The organism is Echinicola soli, from assembly GCF_006575665.1.
GTDB classification, from domain to species: domain Bacteria; phylum Bacteroidota; class Bacteroidia; order Cytophagales; family Cyclobacteriaceae; genus Echinicola; species Echinicola soli.
Genome location: NZ_CP041253.1, coordinates 2253121 through 2270711, shown reverse-complemented (window position 1 = coordinate 2270711; position 17591 = coordinate 2253121). Strand labels below are relative to the sequence as shown.

Annotated in this window: 14 protein-coding genes; 8 read left to right on the top strand and 6 right to left on the bottom strand. The window is 44.9% G+C overall.

What is annotated here, in order from left to right; genetic code table 11:
* Positions 1-219: 219 nt before the first annotated feature.
* The gene (locus FKX85_RS09190) at positions 220-1515 is read right to left on the bottom strand and encodes a UDP-N-acetylmuramoyl-tripeptide--D-alanyl-D-alanine ligase (RefSeq protein WP_141614442.1); all 1296 of its coding nucleotides are present in this window, start codon (positions 1513-1515) and stop codon (positions 220-222) included.
* A 228-nt stretch (positions 1516-1743) separates the two neighbouring features.
* Here FKX85_RS09190 and FKX85_RS09185 point away from each other — a divergent pair, with 228 nt between their 5' ends.
* Positions 1744-3870 carry a T9SS type A sorting domain-containing protein gene (locus FKX85_RS09185; RefSeq protein ID WP_141614441.1) on the top strand — a complete coding sequence of 709 codons (2127 nt, stop codon included), beginning with the start codon at positions 1744-1746 and terminating at the stop codon, positions 3868-3870.
* Positions 3871-4124: 254 nt separating this feature from the next.
* Here the strand turns inward: FKX85_RS09185 and FKX85_RS09180 are convergent, their stop codons facing one another.
* From FKX85_RS09180 to FKX85_RS09165, 4 genes are read right to left on the bottom strand one after another with little or no spacing between them, the layout of a single operon-like run.
* Positions 4125-4925, bottom strand: coding sequence for an amidohydrolase (locus tag FKX85_RS09180; protein WP_141614440.1), 801 nt, complete (start codon positions 4923-4925; stop codon positions 4125-4127).
* A gap of 57 nt (positions 4926-4982) precedes the next feature.
* A complete protein-coding gene (gene def, locus FKX85_RS09175; RefSeq protein WP_141614439.1) occupies positions 4983-5537 on the bottom strand; it encodes a peptide deformylase in 555 nt (184 codons plus the stop codon).
* Positions 5534-5947 (bottom strand): Holliday junction resolvase RuvX, encoded by a 414-nt coding sequence (ruvX, locus tag FKX85_RS09170; protein WP_141614438.1) that lies wholly within the window; start codon positions 5945-5947, stop codon positions 5534-5536. Before ruvX ends, def begins: the two co-directional genes overlap by 4 nt.
* On the bottom strand, positions 5948-6706 hold the full coding sequence (locus tag FKX85_RS09165; protein WP_141614437.1) for a hemerythrin domain-containing protein: 759 nt from the start codon (positions 6704-6706) through the stop codon (positions 5948-5950).
* Between the two features lie 165 nt (positions 6707-6871).
* Between FKX85_RS09165 and FKX85_RS09160 the strand changes: the two genes are divergently transcribed.
* The 7 genes from FKX85_RS09160 to FKX85_RS09130 all read left to right on the top strand — a co-directional run bounded on the left by FKX85_RS09160 (position 6872) and on the right by FKX85_RS09130 (position 15778).
* Complete coding sequence (locus tag FKX85_RS09160) at positions 6872-8551, top strand: S41 family peptidase (RefSeq protein ID WP_394345002.1); 1680 nt, start codon at positions 6872-6874, stop codon at positions 8549-8551.
* 63 nt (positions 8552-8614) lie between these two features.
* On the top strand, positions 8615-9055 hold the full coding sequence (locus FKX85_RS09155; protein WP_141614436.1) for a VOC family protein: 441 nt from the start codon (positions 8615-8617) through the stop codon (positions 9053-9055).
* 321 nt (positions 9056-9376) lie between these two features.
* Complete coding sequence (locus tag FKX85_RS09150) at positions 9377-10090, top strand: NUDIX hydrolase (RefSeq protein ID WP_141614435.1); 714 nt, start codon at positions 9377-9379, stop codon at positions 10088-10090.
* 114 nt (positions 10091-10204) lie between these two features.
* Positions 10205-12079: a sodium/sugar symporter gene (locus tag FKX85_RS09145; protein WP_141614434.1), complete on the top strand. Its 1875-nt coding sequence runs from the start codon at positions 10205-10207 to the stop codon at positions 12077-12079.
* 35 nt (positions 12080-12114) lie between these two features.
* A complete protein-coding gene (araA, locus tag FKX85_RS09140) occupies positions 12115-13617 on the top strand; it encodes an L-arabinose isomerase (RefSeq protein ID WP_141614433.1) in 1503 nt (500 codons plus the stop codon).
* Between the two features lie 556 nt (positions 13618-14173).
* Positions 14174-15301: a glycoside hydrolase family 43 protein gene (locus FKX85_RS09135; RefSeq protein ID WP_229239810.1), complete on the top strand. Its 1128-nt coding sequence runs from the start codon at positions 14174-14176 to the stop codon at positions 15299-15301.
* Positions 15302-15517: 216 nt separating this feature from the next.
* A complete protein-coding gene (locus FKX85_RS09130; protein ID WP_210416921.1) occupies positions 15518-15778 on the top strand; it encodes a hypothetical protein in 261 nt (86 codons plus the stop codon).
* A 427-nt stretch (positions 15779-16205) separates the two neighbouring features.
* Here the strand turns inward: FKX85_RS09130 and xylA are convergent, their stop codons facing one another.
* On the bottom strand, positions 16206-17519 hold the full coding sequence (gene xylA, locus FKX85_RS09125; protein WP_141614431.1) for a xylose isomerase: 1314 nt from the start codon (positions 17517-17519) through the stop codon (positions 16206-16208).
* Positions 17520-17591: the final 72 nt, after the last annotated feature.

The window sequence follows — 17591 nt, the reverse complement described above, 5'->3', positions numbered from 1 at the left end:
TTAGGGGTAAAAACAGTTGATTTTTTTTCAATTTGACGATTGTTTTCTCGGATGCCAGTAATATACATTAATTAAATCCAAAACCTCCGGGATCTCAAGACTTAAGGTCATTCCGGTTATATTCATCTTGTACTTCCTAACATAATGACGCGATTGCTTCACTACGTTCGCAATGACGCTCTTTTCAAAACATTCCAACATTTAAAACCTTCACTCCACCTAAATAAACTCCACCAAGCCTTCCAGCTTCATTCCCCTGCTCCCCTTGATCAGGATCAGATGGTCTTCCAATTGGGAATCGGCCAGCCAATTACGCAGACTGAAGGGATCGGGAAAATACAGGGCTCTAGGAGCTTTGAGAAGCGCATTTTGAGTCAGCTCCCCGGTAAAGCACACTTTCTCAATATCGTATTCACTGACCCATTCCCCAAGCTTCTTGTGCTCCTCGGCCGCATTATCGCCCAATTCGTACATGTCACCGAGGATGACCATTTTGTGGGGCTTTCCAGTCATCCTGCCAAAAGTCCGGATGGCCTGCTCCATACTGCTCGGATTGGCATTGTAGGCATCCAGTACGATCAGGTTACTGCGCTTTTCGATCAATTGAGAGCGCATATTGCCGGGCACATATTGGCTCACTGCTTCCGCGGCCACCTTTTCGGCCAACCCAAAAAACTTCCCTACCGTCAATGCCGTGGCTATATTTTCGAAATTGTATGCACCCAACATTTTGGTTTTATATTCCGTCCGATCTGCTGTTCGGAAATTCACAAAAGGATTGGCCTCCAGCAGTTCACAGTGGAAGAAGTCACCTTTTGCCGGATACGTCACCGGATCGTCCATCCGCTTGATCATATTGGCCAATACGGGATTTTGACTGTTGACGAAGATTTTACCTTTACGGCTGATCAGATATTGATACAGCTCCGTTTTCGCCCTTAGTACTCCTTCATAACCTCCGAAGCCTTCCAGATGAGCCCTTCCGATATTCGTGATCAGTCCGTGTGTAGGTTCGGCTATTTCACAAAGTTCGGCGATATCCCCGATTTTATTTGCGCCCATTTCCACGATTCCCATTTCAGTCTGCTCATCCATGGCCAGCAAAGTCAATGGTACGCCGATGTGGTTATTGAGATTGCCCACCGTGGCATAGGTCTTGAATTTCTTACTTAGCACTGCATTGACCAATTCCTTGGTGGTGGTTTTACCATTACTCCCTGTGATGGCCAGAAAAGGAATATCCAGTTGTTTACGGTGATAATTGGCTAATTTTTGTAAGGCTTCCAGCACATTTTTTACTAACACATAGCGATCATCGCCTTCTACTTCAAATGCCTCCTCATCGATCACCACAGCAGAAGCCCCCATTTCAAGCGCCTTGGCGGCAAAGGAATTGGCATTAAAGTTTGGCCCTTTCAAGGCAAAAAAAAGGTCGCCTTCTCCTATTTTACGGGTATCAGTACTTACTCCACTTGACTTCTTATAAATGGTGTACAAAGATGCTATGCTATACATTTGTTATGGTATGCTAAACTAATTTATCAGATAATTCGAATAGATCAATGTATAAGAATTTGTGGAATATGCAGACGCTTTACCATTAACTCCCCAAAAGATCCCCCAATCAATTTTTACCCAAAATAAACGATTCCATGACATCTTTATGCAAGATTGTTCGTTTAATTTTAGACGCGAAACTAAAGTTTTTCCATCTTTACCATAATTGATAACCTTCATTTATTGATGAAACACCTTTTACCTTTTGTTCTGTTACTGATTACTTTTTCCAGCCAGGGACAAAAAGCCTACCGCTTTACAGAAAAAGAAGTGACCCAAAATGGAAAAGTCCTGCCCATGGGCTTTGCCGGAGGCATCAATGCTGCACAGATCCAATCCATGGACATCAATGGCAATGGCGATGAAGAACTGATCATTTGGGACATCAATTCCCGAAATATCAAGGTATTCGAACAACATGAAGAAGGTTACACCCATTTGCCTTACATGCACCATTTTTTTCCAGAAGACGTGAGTGGTTTTTTGGTATTGGCAGATTTTGATGGTGATGGCAAAAAGGATCTTTTCACTAGCACGGCCTTCGGAATAAAAGCCTATCGAAACACCACTTCCCAAGGCCAATCCTTTCCCACATGGGAAGTTGCAGAAAATTTCCTGAAATTGGAAAACGGCTCCAACTTCCAGGCCAATAACCTTGATGTCCCCGCCATTCAAGACGTGGATGGAGATGGGGATTTGGATGTGGTGACCTTCAATTTCGCAGCAGGTGACTACCTAGAGTATTATCAAAACACCAGCATAGAGCGAAACGGTGTGGCAGGCATCGATGGTTATGCCAATGCGAAGGTTCGCTGGGGAAATTTCGAATTCTGTGGATGTGGAAATTTTTCCTTTGGGCGAACCTGCGATGGCAACCCGATCTCCAGAAAACTCCCCCCAAACCAAGAAAACAACGCCATCCAACATTCCGGAGGCCATAGCATCCTGCTAAAGGATTTTAACGATGATGGTATTCTAGACCTTGTAATGGGACAGGATGAGTGCAGTACACTTTATTACCTCCCTAATCAAGGCAGTAATACCGAGCCACTATTCACCAGTTTTAGCACCTCTTTACCGGGGTTTGGTAACCTTCCTGAATTCCCTGTCTTTCAAGTCGGACAATTCCTCTCTGACCATCTCTTGATTTCCTTAAACAGTTCACAGACTACTCTTACGGCGGGAATTGACTTTTCACAAAGTATCTACCAACTCTCGGAAAACAGTACTCCCCCGCTCCATACATCAGCCTTTTTACAGGAAGACATGGTCGATCTGGGAGAAAACACCAGACCTTTTTTTAAAGGTAACAATTCCGCTGGCCAACTCATTGTCACGGCAAATACAATCCAAGATGGGCAGCCGGTAGGACAAGCTTTTCACTACGCTTGGAACAGTGAATCCATGAGCCTCAGCACCACGGACTACCTTGATCTTTCTACGCTTGGACTGACAGACCTGCAATACATCGAATATACCTCCAGCAGCCAACAAGCCTATGTTCTTGTCTCCGGAGTGAATATCGTGGACTTTGTGCTGAACAGAAACCTGCTTTTGGGGAGAAGCGGGACTGCTGCAGATGAATTGACATCCATTAGTATCCCCAATATCACCCTTCGGCCAAATGACTCTTTTGATTTTTACCAATACAATAGTGAAGACTTTATGCTGCTGGCACGCCAAACAGGCGAATTGCTCCGCTACAGGGTAAATTTTGAAGAAGTGCCCACTTTTGAGTTGTTAAATGAGGAATATTTAGGCTTTTCGGATAATCCTTCCCGCCGAAATTTAGCAGTGAAATCCGTCGCTGCAAATGGCAGTCTTGGCCTATATACCGTAGACCAGCGAGGCATTCTCAGCTACCTCCCGGATTTCATCCATTCCAATAGCCCCCAGACAGAACTCTTGACCTTGCCAAATGGAAACATGACAGCCACTCGACTGGGACGCAACACATGGATCGCCACGGTACCAGAGGCGTTTGGCGGCAAAACCCATTTGATACTGGGGAACAATGGCGGAGGACTGCAGTTTCTGGAGGATATTTCCAATGGTATTGACCCTCCTGTAGATGGCCAGCTTCAGGTCAATCTTTACCCTAACCCCAGCAATGGCCCTGTCTATCTGGTCAGTAACGAGTCCGGAAAAGCCAGGATCTTCAATTCCCTGGGGCAGATTCTGGTGGAAGAATTCAATATAGAAGCAAATGTACGTGCCGAAATGGACATGAGGACATTGGCCAGTGGAATGTACTATGTTCAGTTCACCTCAAACACGGGCAAAGACACCACAAAAAAATTGATCGTAGAGTAATTGGTTTCTTCCTTGGGTATCCGGAAAAAATTAATTCTACCAGTATCCCAGCTTTGGTCTCCTTATCTTCATTGGTGCATGCCCATAGCGTGGCTCATGGGAGATTTCCATGTTAGCCGCCAATACCAATCATGCCTAAGGCATGGCCCTCCGTAGGTGGGTAAGCTTGGTAACCGCCCCCGTCATAATGTGACTCCCTTGTGCCGTAGGTACAACAACTTTCAACTTTAAAAAAAGACACATCCGGGTCAAAATCAATTTTGCTGCTTAATCTCAAACTGATCGGCATCCATCCAAGCGGGGAATTTCTCTCGGTAATGCACCAGTGCTTCGGCATCCAATGTCACCAAAAGCACTTCTTCTATTTCACTGGAGAATGCAATCGAACCGCCTTTAAAATCATATAGACCGGAATGCCCAGAATAAGCAACCCCGTTACCGTCTTCCCCTACCCTGTTGACTCCCATGGTATAGCAGAGGTTTTCCACTGCCCTTGCCTTGAGCAAAACGTCCCAAGCACTAACTCTTGCCGCCGGCCAAGAAGCAATATAAAAAGCCATGTCATATTCCATCTGGCCATTTTTGTCTGAGGTGTTTCTGGACCAAACGGGGAACCTAAGATCATAGCATACCTGGGGAAGGATCTTCCAGCCTTTAAGGGAAAATATTTCTCGGTTTTTCCCCATGCTATAATGATGATCCTCGTCGGCCATCCTAAACAGGTGCCGCTTGTCATAACAGAGCACTTCACCATCAGGGCGTACCCAGAGCAAACGATTATAAAAATCCCTTCCTTCCTTGATGATCACACTGCCTGTCACCACTGCCTTGGTTTGGGAGGCCATCTGCTGTAGCCATTTGGTAGTAGTAAAGTTCATTGGCTCCGCCAGCTTTTCAGCTTCCATGGAAAATCCAGTCGGAAACATTTCTGGTAAAACAATCAGGTCTACCTTTCCCTGAAGCGGCCAAATTTTCTCCTCCAACATCGCCAAGTTGGCTTCCCGGTCCTGCCAGTACAGGTCTGTTTGGATAAGTGCTACGTTTAGGTTTTCCATAACCACTAGATACAAAAAAAGCATATCTAAGACCTACTTTTTTTGCGGTTCTTTATGCTATCTCGTTGGATAAATCATGCTATATTCAGTAGGCACCTTGCCTTTGCTCACATCTATCAGCTTGCTTTTTACCAATCTTTTTTTGAGGCCTTTGATATAATCCACGAAGAGAATTCCTTCAAGGTGATCGTACTCATGCTGTATGACACGGGCGGTCATTCCCGAAAACTCCTCCTCCTTCAGGTTCCAGTTTTCATCAAAATACTCAATGGTCAAGGTCTCCGGACGGGTAATCTCTGCCCTTACATCAGGGATGCTCAAGCAGCCTTCCTCAAAGCTATAATCATCACCATACTCATCCAATATAATAGGGTTGATAAATACCTTACGGAAGCCTTTTTCATCACTGTCTTCATCCAGCATTAGAGCGCTATCGATCACAAACAAGCGGATACCCTTGTTGATTTGGGGTGCTGCCAATCCAACACCATTCGCATTGTCCATCGTATCGAACATATCCGAAATAAGTTCATTGATGTCTTCTCCTTCGTTGATCTCCTCTGCTTCTTTCTTTAGTATGGGATTTCCGTATGCTATAATCGGATATATCATAGTTGGTCTAAATAAGTTTGTAGTATAATGGCAGCACTAATCTTATCCAGGTTGCCAGCCTTTTCTCTTCTGTCTTTCTTTTTACTGCCCATGGCGATCATACTCTGCATAGCCATTTTGGAGGTAAACCGCTCATCCACCAACACTATTTCTAGTTCAGGGTATGTTTTGGCCAATCGGTCCTTGAGCCGAATTGTGGGCTGGGTCATGTTGGTATCACTGCCATCCATGGATTTTGGAAACCCCACTACGATGGCCTCTACCTCTTCCTTTTGTACATAATCCTTCAGGTACTTGTCCAAATCCACCGTACGGATCGTCTCCAGCGGATTGGCCGTAATCTTCAGTAAATCTGTAACTGCTAAACCGGTCCTTTTTGTTCCCAAGTCAATCGCTAATACCCTACCCATTTAATTCAGTTTTATGGTCTTGATAATTTTGCGTTTGACTTCCTTTTCCAGCTCTACCGCCTTGGGGAAAAGCAGGTCATTCTCGATTCTGGCATGGATGATTAATTCCTTCTCGAAACATTGCATTTCGTGGTACAAAACTTTAATGGCAGTCGGCGCTCCATCCTCTAGCTTATATCCATTGGTAAGCTTACGGATACCTTCCATCTCATCATCATGTGCCTCGTGCTCATGGGCCATTCCCTGAATGGATGGTCTGCTAAGGATTTTCACCGCTTCTTCTAACCGGTAATGGCCGTTTTCAATTTCTTGTAAGACCTTGATCGAGTTAAAAACAGTGCTCTCCTCCTCATGGATGTGATGGATAAAATCATCCACAAAAAGAGGAAACATCAAACGCAAATCTGCCAATAGACCTACATATTCCGGAGGTAATTTCACTCCTGAAATAATATTGGACAGGAACGGCAATTGGTGTCTGAGAAAAAAGTGGTGTTTATTTTTCAGGTATTCCACCAGTACTTCAATCGGCCGCAAGTAAAGTTCTTCATGACTGGGCTCCTTTCTCCAAGCCCATACCTCGAGCTCACTGATGAGCTGCTGTGGATTTACCCTGAACTTACGGCAAACTTCCTCAAGGGACTGGCATTCATACTTGTAAAAACTGATACCAAAATAATGCAAAACACCAGCAAAGACATAGTTTTCCTTAACTAATTCCTCAATTGATCGTTTCTGTATGTTAGATTCACCTGACATGTAAGAACAAAAGTAAAATTTTTTCAGCTAAAAAAAGGAATTGAGCTTACCTAAATTGATTTTCTTCCGTTTATTAAAACGAAATAGTGGAAAATCATGTTAAATTGTATATTTGAAAATCAGTCGTAGACTGAACCTTTTCTAAAAATCATAAAAGAGGATATCGTGAGCGAAGAAAAAAACACTTCACAACCTGATGTGAAACCATCAAAAAACACCAAATCGCAAATCAGGCTGCCTATCATCCTGGCCTTGGCTATTTCTGCAGGCATCTGGATCGGAGCCACTTTTGCGGAGCCGAAAACAGACCAGAATGATCTGAAAGCAGCTCTCTATAAATTACAGGAAATCATCACCTATATCGATAGAGACTATGTGGACACAGTCAATACCACCAAACTGGTAGAACATGGCATCGAAAAGATGCTGGAAGAACTTGATCCCCATTCCAGCTATATCCCTGCAGAAGATGCCCAACTGGCCCAAAGCCAACTGGATGGAGAGTTTGATGGCATAGGTGTAGAATTTGGTATTCTTAGAGATACCATCTACGTGGTAGCACCCCTAACAGGAGGGCCTTCCGAAAAACTGGGCATCCAATCAGGCGATCAAATCATCACAGTAGATGGCGAAACCGTAGCAGGCACCGGTGTGACCAACCGGGATGTCTTTGACTTGCTCAGAGGGCCAAAAGGTTCTGTGGTCAATGTCGGCATCAAAAGGAAGAACCATAAAGAGCTGATCGATTATGCTATCACTAGGGATAAAATCCCACAACACAGCATCAACGCTTCCTATATGATCAGTGATGACACAGGCTACATCAAGATCACCCGTTTCGCAGCCACTACCTATGATGAATTTAAAGAAGCGATCGAAACGCTGAAAGCTGAAGGAATGAGCAAGCTAGTCCTTGACCTCCAAGGTAACCCAGGAGGATATATGGGAGCTGCTATTAACATCGCCGACGAGATCCTTACGGACAATGCCATGATCGTTTCCCAAAAAGGAAAAGTTAGCCGTTATAATCAAAAGGCATTCGCCATGCGTCCAGGCGAATTTGAAGACGGCTCTGTTGTGGTGCTGATCAACGAAGGTAGTGCTTCGGCTTCGGAAATTGTAGCAGGAGCCCTCCAGGACAATGACCGCGCACTGATCGTCGGCAGAAGGTCATTTGGAAAAGGCTTGGTACAAATGCCAATCGATCTTTCAGATGGTGCCGAGCTGCGATTGACCATCGCCAGATATTACACGCCGTCTGGCCGTTCTATCCAAAAACCCTACGGAGATGATCCCAACGAATACAACATGGACTGGATCAACAGGTATGAGCACGGAGAGTTTTTCAGTGCCGACAGCGTCCATTTCAATGATTCACTTAAATACCAAACCGTGAAAGGAAGAACTGTGTATGGCGGCGGCGGTATTATGCCGGACTATTTTGTCCCAATGGACACCACCATGAGCAGCAGTTATGTTGGCAGGTTGTTCAGTTCAGATTCGCACAGGGAATTTATCATGGACTATTTGGAAGATAATAAAGGCAAATTCGAAAACATGAACTTTGAAACCTATTACAATGATTTCGAATTTTCTGACAAGGCATTAAAAAAATTAATTGCCATTGGAGAAAAAAACAAGGTGAAATTTGACGAAAAGGATTACGAAAAATCCAAGTCTTACCTCCAGACACTCCTAAAAGCACATATGGGGCGTAATATTTTCGATGACAATGCATTCTACAAAGTGATCAATGATGTCAATGAAATCTATCAGCAAGGCATCAAGCTCTTTGAGGAAGCCGAGCAGCTGGCTTTTTCAAAAGAAGCCGTGACAACAGAATAAACCAAAAAGCGGGGCATGTCCCCGCTTTTTCTTATTTTTAGCCCATACTATCCCCAAAATAGCATGAAAAAAACATTCACCTTACTTACCATATTATTATTCTGCATTAGCATGAGTACCTATAGTCAAACAAAATTGAACCACATTGCCGTTTATGTCCAAGATCTAAAAGCAAGTGCTGAATTTTATGGAGACTTTTTAGCACTCCAGGAAATTGAAGAACCTTTTAAGGACGGGTTGCACGTGTGGTATAACATTGGCGATAGCCAGCTTCACCTTATCGAGCAACAACCGTGGGAGGAGCCCACCATCAATAAAATCAACCACCTGTGTTTTAGCATGGAAGATTTGGACGGATTTATCGAAAAACTTAAAAAGCACAACATTTCCTTCGAAGATTGGCCGGGTGAAAAGAACAAGGTAAACATCCGCCCCGATGGCATTCGCCAAATCTATATCCAAGACCCGAATGGCTACTGGATAGAAGTCAATGATGAACACTAATACGGGGAAACTGGTTTTAGATTCTCCATTCGTTAAAAAGGAGATGTCCATATTATGAAAACGAATTGTCCGAGAAACGAGGAATCCCTTACACTATGCTAATTTGAAAAGAGATCCCTCCTAATATGAAGATGAAAATTTCAGCAACTTAGGATAAATGACAGCATCTGCGCTTTAAAAGCGATACTCCTGGGCACTAATGCCCAAATTTGGCAAATACTAAAAATTATAGTTAGTTTTACGAGCCCCAATTAAAATCATGGTAAAAAGCATACTTATTAGCTTTTTATTCCCAAACAGACCTGTTACTAATTGTAAAACATGATCAAATATTCCAATCAGACCAGAATCCTGACCGCCATCGACTGTATCATTTTTGGCTTTGATGGCTCAGATTATAAACTTTTGCTTATCCAGCGTGGCTTTGCTCCTGAAAAGGAAAAGTGGAGCTTAATGGGAGGGTTCCTTCAGTTTGACGAATCCCTTGACCAAGCTGCCAATAGGATTTTGAAGAAGCTTACAGGATTGGAAGATGTATATATGGAGCAGATGCATACCTTTAGCAGGCCGGACAGGGATCCTGTGGAGCGCACCATCGCTGTAGCCTATGTGGCCCTTATCGACATCCACAAATACGAACAACAGATCAGTGATAAATTTCATGCCCATTGGTTTTCCATGAATGAGCTTCCGCACCTGATATTTGATCATGAGGAAATGGTGGAAATGGCCAAAAGCCGGCTGCGATACAAAGCAGCCCTCCACCCCATTCTTTTTGAGCTCTTGCCAAAAAAATTCACCCTACCTCATCTTCAGGCCATGTACGAAAGCCTTTATGAAACCAAAATCGATAAACGGAATTTCACCAGAAAGGTGCTTTCTACCAATATGCTGATCAAGGAAAATGACAAGGACAAGACCAGTTCTAAAAAAGGGGCCTTCTATTACAGCATCGATGAAAGCAAATATAAAAATCAGTTTCAAACGGTGTTGAATTTTATTCCCAGGAATGAAATCCCCACCGCTAATGAGTAATTTTTTACTCATTATTTTTTTTTCTGATTTTTTAGGTGTAAATATGACACTTAAATCAATTTATGCGAATACTGCCCAAGCAGTAAAGTCAACATAAACCCTCAATATCAAATTATGACTGCAGGTTTTTCGACATTGGATTATGTCATTTTCGTCATTTACGCGTTGGCCATCGTATCGGTCGGGCTATGGGTTTCCAGGTCAAAGAAAGGCTTGGAAAAAACAGCCCAGGAATATTTCCTGGCAGATAAATCACTTACTTGGTGGGCTGTCGGTGCCTCGCTCATCGCCGCCAATATTTCGGCAGAACACTTTATAGGCACATCTGGATCCGGTTTCGCCATTGGACTGGGAATATCCGCCTATGAGTGGATCGCTGCGATAGCCCTTATCGTAGTAGCAAAGTACTTCCTTCCTATTTTTCTGAAGCACGGTGTATATACCATGCCACAGTTCCTTAGCGAACGATTTAACAAAGGGGTAAGCACTGCCTTTGCCGTGTTTTGGCTGCTGGTATACGTTTTTGTAAACCTTACCTCTGTAAGTTACCTCGGTGCACTGGCACTGGATAAGATCATGGGCATCCCCCTTCAATACGGCATTATTGGCCTGTTGATTTTCTCGGGGATTTATTCCATTTATGGTGGCCTGGAGGCCGTAGCCTGGACAGATGTGGTACAGGTCATTATCCTGGTCGCCGGTGGATTGATCACCACGTTCCTTGCACTGGAAGCAGTAGGAATGGGTGAAGGAGCCATTGCCGGCATGAGTAATCTTTACAACGAAGCAAAAGACCACTTTGTCATGATCATGCCGCAAGGGAGGGTCATGGTGCCCGATGGCGTCGGAGGCACCAGGGATGCTTTCCAGGACCTGCCTGGACTTGCCGTCATCTTGGGGGGGATGTGGTTGACCAATTTGGGCTACTGGGGTTTTAACCAGTACATTATCCAAAAAGGTCTTGCCGCAAAAAGTATTGAAGAAGCCAAAAAAGGCCTTCTCTTTGCCGGTTATCTTAAGCTCCTGATGCCGATCATCGTAGTGATTCCCGGTATTGCCGCTTATGTGTTGATAAATGATTATAGCCCTGAGCAACTCTCAGCCATTCTCAATATGCCTGTCGAGCAGATCGGCACCATCCAAAAATCCGATGAAGCTTATCCTTGGCTTTTGAGAAACTTCATCCCTAACGGCATCAGGGGACTGGCTTTTGCAGCATTGGCAGCAGCCATCGTTTCGTCCCTGGCCTCCATGATCAATAGTACCTCTACTATCTTCACCATGGACATCTATAAGGTATACTTTAAGCCGGATGCCAATAACCGTCAATTGGTGAAAACAGGTAGAATCGTGGCCGTGGTAGCCTTGGCCATTGCCATGTTAGTGGCTCCACAGCTGGCCTCCTTAGATCAGGTTTTCCAATACATCCAAGAGTACACAGGATACATTTACCCGGGTGTCGTAGTCGTATTTGGCATGGGACTCATCTGGCGACAGGCCACAGCAAGTGCTGCACTTTGGACCGCCATTGCGACGATCCCAGCAGGTATCATCTTTAAGGTGTTTTATCCTGAAATGCCATTCTTATTGAGAATGGGATATGTATTTATCATCCTTTGCTTTATCGCATCACTCATCAGCTTTGCCGAGAAAAAGAAATTTGTCAATCCAGACCATAAAGCCGGAAAGCAGGCTGCCAAAACGATCGCATCCAGCTATTTCTTTATCATTCTCGGGATAGTTTGTGCCGCATTAGGGTTTGGGCTATACAGCAGCTACGCCCACATGGGAATCGAATCGATCTTCATGATGGCAGCACTTTTTCTTATGCTGGGCACCATTCTTTATACCAATGTTAAGATGGAAACTGCCGATCCGAAATCCTTCAACACCGACCCGTCACTCTTCCATACCGTAACGCCATTTAATATTGGCGCTGCCGGCATTATCCTGATCGTCGGGCTGCTCTACTACTTCTTCTGGATGTAATGCAAAACAATAAAACAAATAAGTAAGAAAGAGATATGAAAAATCTGAAAGAAAACGAGGTTTGGTTCATTACCGGAAGCCAGCATCTGTACGGGCCGGAAGCCCTTCAGCAGGTGACCGAACATGCCCAAATCATCGCTGAAGAACTGAATAAGTCCAAAAAAATCTCAGTCACAACCGTCTTCAAGCCGATCGTAACGACCACGGAAGAAATTTATGCTGCCGTTCAGGAAGCCAATAATGCCCCCAATTGCATCGGGATAATCACTTGGATGCATACCTTTTCCCCTGCAAAAATGTGGATCAATGGCCTTAAAATCCTTCAAAAGCCCATGCTCCACTTGCATACCCAATACAACCAAGACATCCCTTGGAACTCCATCGACATGGATTTCATGAACCTTAACCAAAGTGCGCATGGAGACCGTGAATTTGGCTTTATGACTGCCCGCATGAAAGTAAAGCGTAAAGTAGTCGTAGGTCACTGGAAGGATGAGGAAGTACATTCCCAGATCGACGTTTGGGCCAGAGCAGCCAGCGGATGGCATGACTGGCAAGGAGCCAAGTTTGCCCGATTTGGAGACAACATGCGCTTTGTAGCCGTAACGGACGGTGACAAGGTAGAAGCAGAATTGAAATTTGGATTTTCTGTCAACACCTACGCTGTAGGAGACCTGGTTACCAAAATCGAGGCTGTCTCCGAAAGTGATCTAAAAGCCTTGATCAAAGAGTACGAAGCGACTTATACACTTTCTGAGGACCTTCAGGCCAATGGTACCAAACGTCAATCCCTGGTGGACGCTGCCAAAATCGAATTGGGCATGCGCGCGTTTTTGGAAGAAGGCGGATTTAAAGGTTTCTCCAACACCTTCGAGGACCTTTATGGTATGAAGCAATTGCCAGGTATCGCCACCCAACGACTGATGGCGGACGGTTATGCGTATGCCGGTGAAGGAGACTGGAAAACCGCAGCTTTGGTACGCGCCATGAAAGTAATGGGCAGCGGGCTGGAAGGTGGCAATGCCTTTATGGAAGATTACACTTACCACTTCGACCCAAACAATAGCTTGGTACTGGGCTCCCATATGCTGGAAGTGGACCCAACACTTACCTCTGAGAAAATTTCATGTGAAGTGCACCCATTGGGTATTGGCGGCAAAGAAGATCCGGTTAGGCTCGTATTCAACGGCGCAGGTGGCAATGGCCTAAATGCTTCCATCGTGGACATGGGCAATCGCTTCAGGCTTATTGTCAATGAAGTGGAAGCGGTAAAACCACTCAAGGACCTTCCCAAGCTCCCCGTAGCAAGGGTAATGTGGAAGCCTCTGCCGAATATGAAGACCGGATGTGCTGCATGGATCTTGGCAGGAGGTGCACACCACACTTGCTTCAGCCAAAACCTTACCACCGAGCATTTGAATGACTTCGCCGTAATGGCCGGCATCGAAAGTGTCAATATCGACCAAGACACTACTTTAAGAGGAATCCAAAACGAGTTGAGATGGAGTGATGCTTACTACCATTTCAATCAAAAATAAATACAGATAAGCATTACGCTAACCAAAAGGCAGCTCCCTGTGGAGCTGCCTTTTTTTGGGTATTGGGTTAGTTATTATCGCTCACTGTACCTGGTACTCCAAGGTTCACTGTCCACGGAGACTGCGCAAAAACTCGAAATCGTTTGTCTCCGATAGTCATGCGGGGCAGGCTATGCTGTCGAAACAACAAGTTTTCACACAACCTGCACAGTTCACCTTCTCCCCCTGCACGGATCCGTTTTCAGTCTCCGGTCTAAAGTCTTGGCTTTGGCACTATTTCAAAATACAACCGATTTCATGAAAATTCCATATATTCATTTTATTTGTTATTTTTGATTACCGGAGTCCGAGAAAACAATCGTCATATTAAAAAAATCAACTGTTTTGCCCCCTCCCCTAAAGGGGACTTTCTAAAGCTCCCTTTAGGGGAGGGGGGTCATTTTTGGGATTGGAATAAAAACCTTCAAATTTCTATTTAAAGACAGTTTTTGATCATATTTGAAATTTAGTCGGACGCCAGTAATTGTTGATAGAAACAAAACCTAGCATAACCAGTATGAACCAGCTTCACAACAACCTAAAATCAGCCCTTATCTTCGGAGGAATGATGGTACTTTTTTCCCACTGCCAAACCAAGACTTCATACGAGCAAACCACCTCTGGTGACACGACAAAAACCGCAGGCCAAGACAGTGTTCAATACCTCTCCGAACCCTTGAGTACCGATCATTTTACAGCAGATCCATCCGCTCATGTATTTGAAGGAAATATCTATGTCTATCCTTCTCATGATGTAGAAACTACTGTGAAGGAAGATGACTCCGGAGCCCATTTCAACATGATGGATTACCATGTCTATTCAATGGAAAGTCCTGAATCGGCTATCCGGGACCATGGAAAAGTACTGGACATCAAGGATGTTCCCTGGGCAAAAAGGCAAATGTGGGCTCCGGATGCCGCAGAAAAAGACGGCAACTATTACCTCTACTTTCCGGCAAAAGACCGGGAAGACATTTTCAGGCTGGGGGTAGCCGTCGCCGACAATCCCACAGGCCCGTTTAAGGCACAGCCCGAGCCGATCAAAGACAGCTTCAGCATTGATCCTGCGGTATTTGAAGATACTGACGGAACTCACTACATTTATTGGGGAGGTATCTGGGGTGGCCAATTGCAAAAATGGCGCACGGGGAAATACCTTTCCACTGGGGACAGCCCTTTTGCCGACGAACCCGCTGATGATGAGCCGGCCATCGCTCCCCAAGTGGCCAAACTCAGCGATGACATGCTGCAATTTGGCGAGGCACCGAAAGACATATTGATCCTGGACCAGGAAGGTGAACCTATCAAGGCCGGCGATCATGAAAAGCGTTTCTTCGAGGCTGCCTGGCTGCACAAGCTCGGGGAAACTTACTATTTTTCCTACTCTACCGGTGACACCCATAATATCGCTTATGCTACCGGAGACAATCCTTACGGCCCGTTTACCTACCAGGGGGTCATCTTAAAGCCGGTACAGGGCTGGACCAACCATCACTCCATTGTGAAAGTGGAAGACCAATGGTATATCTTTTACCATGACACCCAACTGTCCGGCAAAACCCACCTGAGAAACATCAAAATGGCCAAACTCACCCATAAACCTGACGGCACCATCGCAACCATTACACCGGTGGAAGAATTGTGAAATTAAAAAATTATAAGATTGGAAGATTTGGTCGAAGTATGCGGACTTCCAGCCAAAAACTGCGCAAAGGCAAAAATATTTCCATGACCTTGTCACGTTTCTGCTATGCATTGGTCATATAGTTGAAATGAATTTACTTAACCTTATCTTATAAAATTAAAAATGATCGTCGTAAAAGTAACATACACTGTAAACCCAGGTTTTGTTCAACAGAACATGGAGAACATTAAATCCTTTATGTCTGATTTCAAAAAAATGGACACCGGGATTTTTAACTATGTATCTTATTTGTGTGAAGATGGAAGAACATTTGTTCACCTCTCACACTACAAAAATGAGCATATACAAAAACAATTGCTTCAGGTTCCATCATTCCTGTCTTTCCAAAAGCAACGGGATGACAGTGGTCTGGAAGGCCTTCCCGAAATTGAGGTGATGAATGTAGCAGCCTCTTCACATGATTTCTTTGATAGCTAAGATGTGTACCGTGCCTCTCTATGGAAAAGCTGAGTCCATAGCAAAACTATCCTTCTCCCCTTCAGAATGAGAAAGTCTCCCCGCTTACGGTAAGCGGGGAGACTTTACTTTTATTCGGTTTATCACGGTAATCTACTCTAAAAAAGTATTAGCTGAGGGGATTACCCCAATGGAATCCACCGTAACGGACAAATCCCGACACCGACTACTGATCACTGAATACCGCCGACGGCCTACTACACTCAATCCCTGCCAAAGACATCGGAGACTGTGTAAAAACTCAAAATCGGTTGTCATACTGACGACAGGAAAAACCTCAAATACCTGATTAGTGAGATTTCTTCCCGATGGAAGTCGGGACAGGCCCTACCGTCGAAATGAAGTTTTTACACAGCCCGATCGGACACCGGGCATCCATCACCCCACATCAAATATACTGGTTCAAGATATTCTCGTACATTTCCTGCTTACCGCTCGTACTTGCTGGCTCACCAGTAGCGATGGCATGTGCCCTCAAGTCCTCTAGCGTCAACTTGCCCTCTTCAAATTCCTTGCCCTTGCCACTATCAAAAGAAGCATAGCGCTTTTTCCTCAAGGTCTTGTATTCGGATTGTTCCAGGATATCATTGGCGATCAACAACGCCCTGGCAAAGGCATCCATACTGCCAATATGCGCATGGAACAGGTCATCCAGGTCAGTGGAGTTTCTTCTCAGTTTCGCATCGAAATTAACGCCTCCACCTTGCAGCCCTCCTGCTTCCAGGATCACCAAAAGCGACTCGGTCAGCTCCTGTAGGTTCAGGGCAAACTGATCGGTATCCCAGCCATTTTGGTAATCACCTCGGTTGGCATCAATGCTGCCCAGAAGACCTGCATCCGCGGCCACCTGCAGCTCATGCTGGAAAGTGTGTCCGGCCAGCGTAGCATGGTTTACCTCGATGTTCAGTTTGAAATCCTTGTCCAGACCGTAGTGTCTCAAAAAGCCCACCACAGTGGCCGAATCATAATCGTATTGGTGCTTGGTCGGCTCCATCGGCTTGGGTTCGATAAGGAAGTTTCCTTTGAAACCCTGCTTACGGCCATAGTCACGGGCCATGGTCAAAAATTTCGCCAAATGCTCCGTTTCACGTTTCATATCGGTATTGAGCAAGCTCATGTAGCCCTCACGACCACCCCAGAACACGTAGTTTTCACCCCCCAGGGCAATGGTGGCATCGATGGAATTTTTCACTTGTGTGGCCGCCCAGGAAACCACATTAAAATCCGGGTTGGTGGACGCTCCGTTCATGTAGCGCGGGTTGCTGAAAACATTGGCCGTTCCCCAAAGCAACTTGATTCCCGTTTCTTCCTGTTTTTGCTTCGCATACTCCGTGATGGCCTTCATCCGGCTTTCGTATTCTTCGATAGTTGCTCCCTCATCGATTAAATCCACATCATGGAAACAGTAGTATGGAGCGCCTATCTTTGTGATGAACTCAAAGGCTGCATCCATCTTGTCCTTGGCCCGCTGAAGGGCATCTTCTGATTGGTCCCACTCAAAGGTCTTGGTGCCCGGACCAAAAGGATCATCACCTGTGGCATTAAAAGAGTGCCAATAAGCAATTGCAAACTTAAAGTGTTCCTTCATGGTCTTTCCGGCCACTACTTTGTTCTCATCATAAAACCTGAAAGCGAAAGGATTCTTGGAACCCCTTCCCTCAAATTTGATTTTTTCTATTCCTGGGAAATAGCTTTTTGACATAATATATTTAGTTATTTGTTACTGGTTATTGAGTTATTGGTTATTTGGACTCTGATCCGGATAACTATCTGG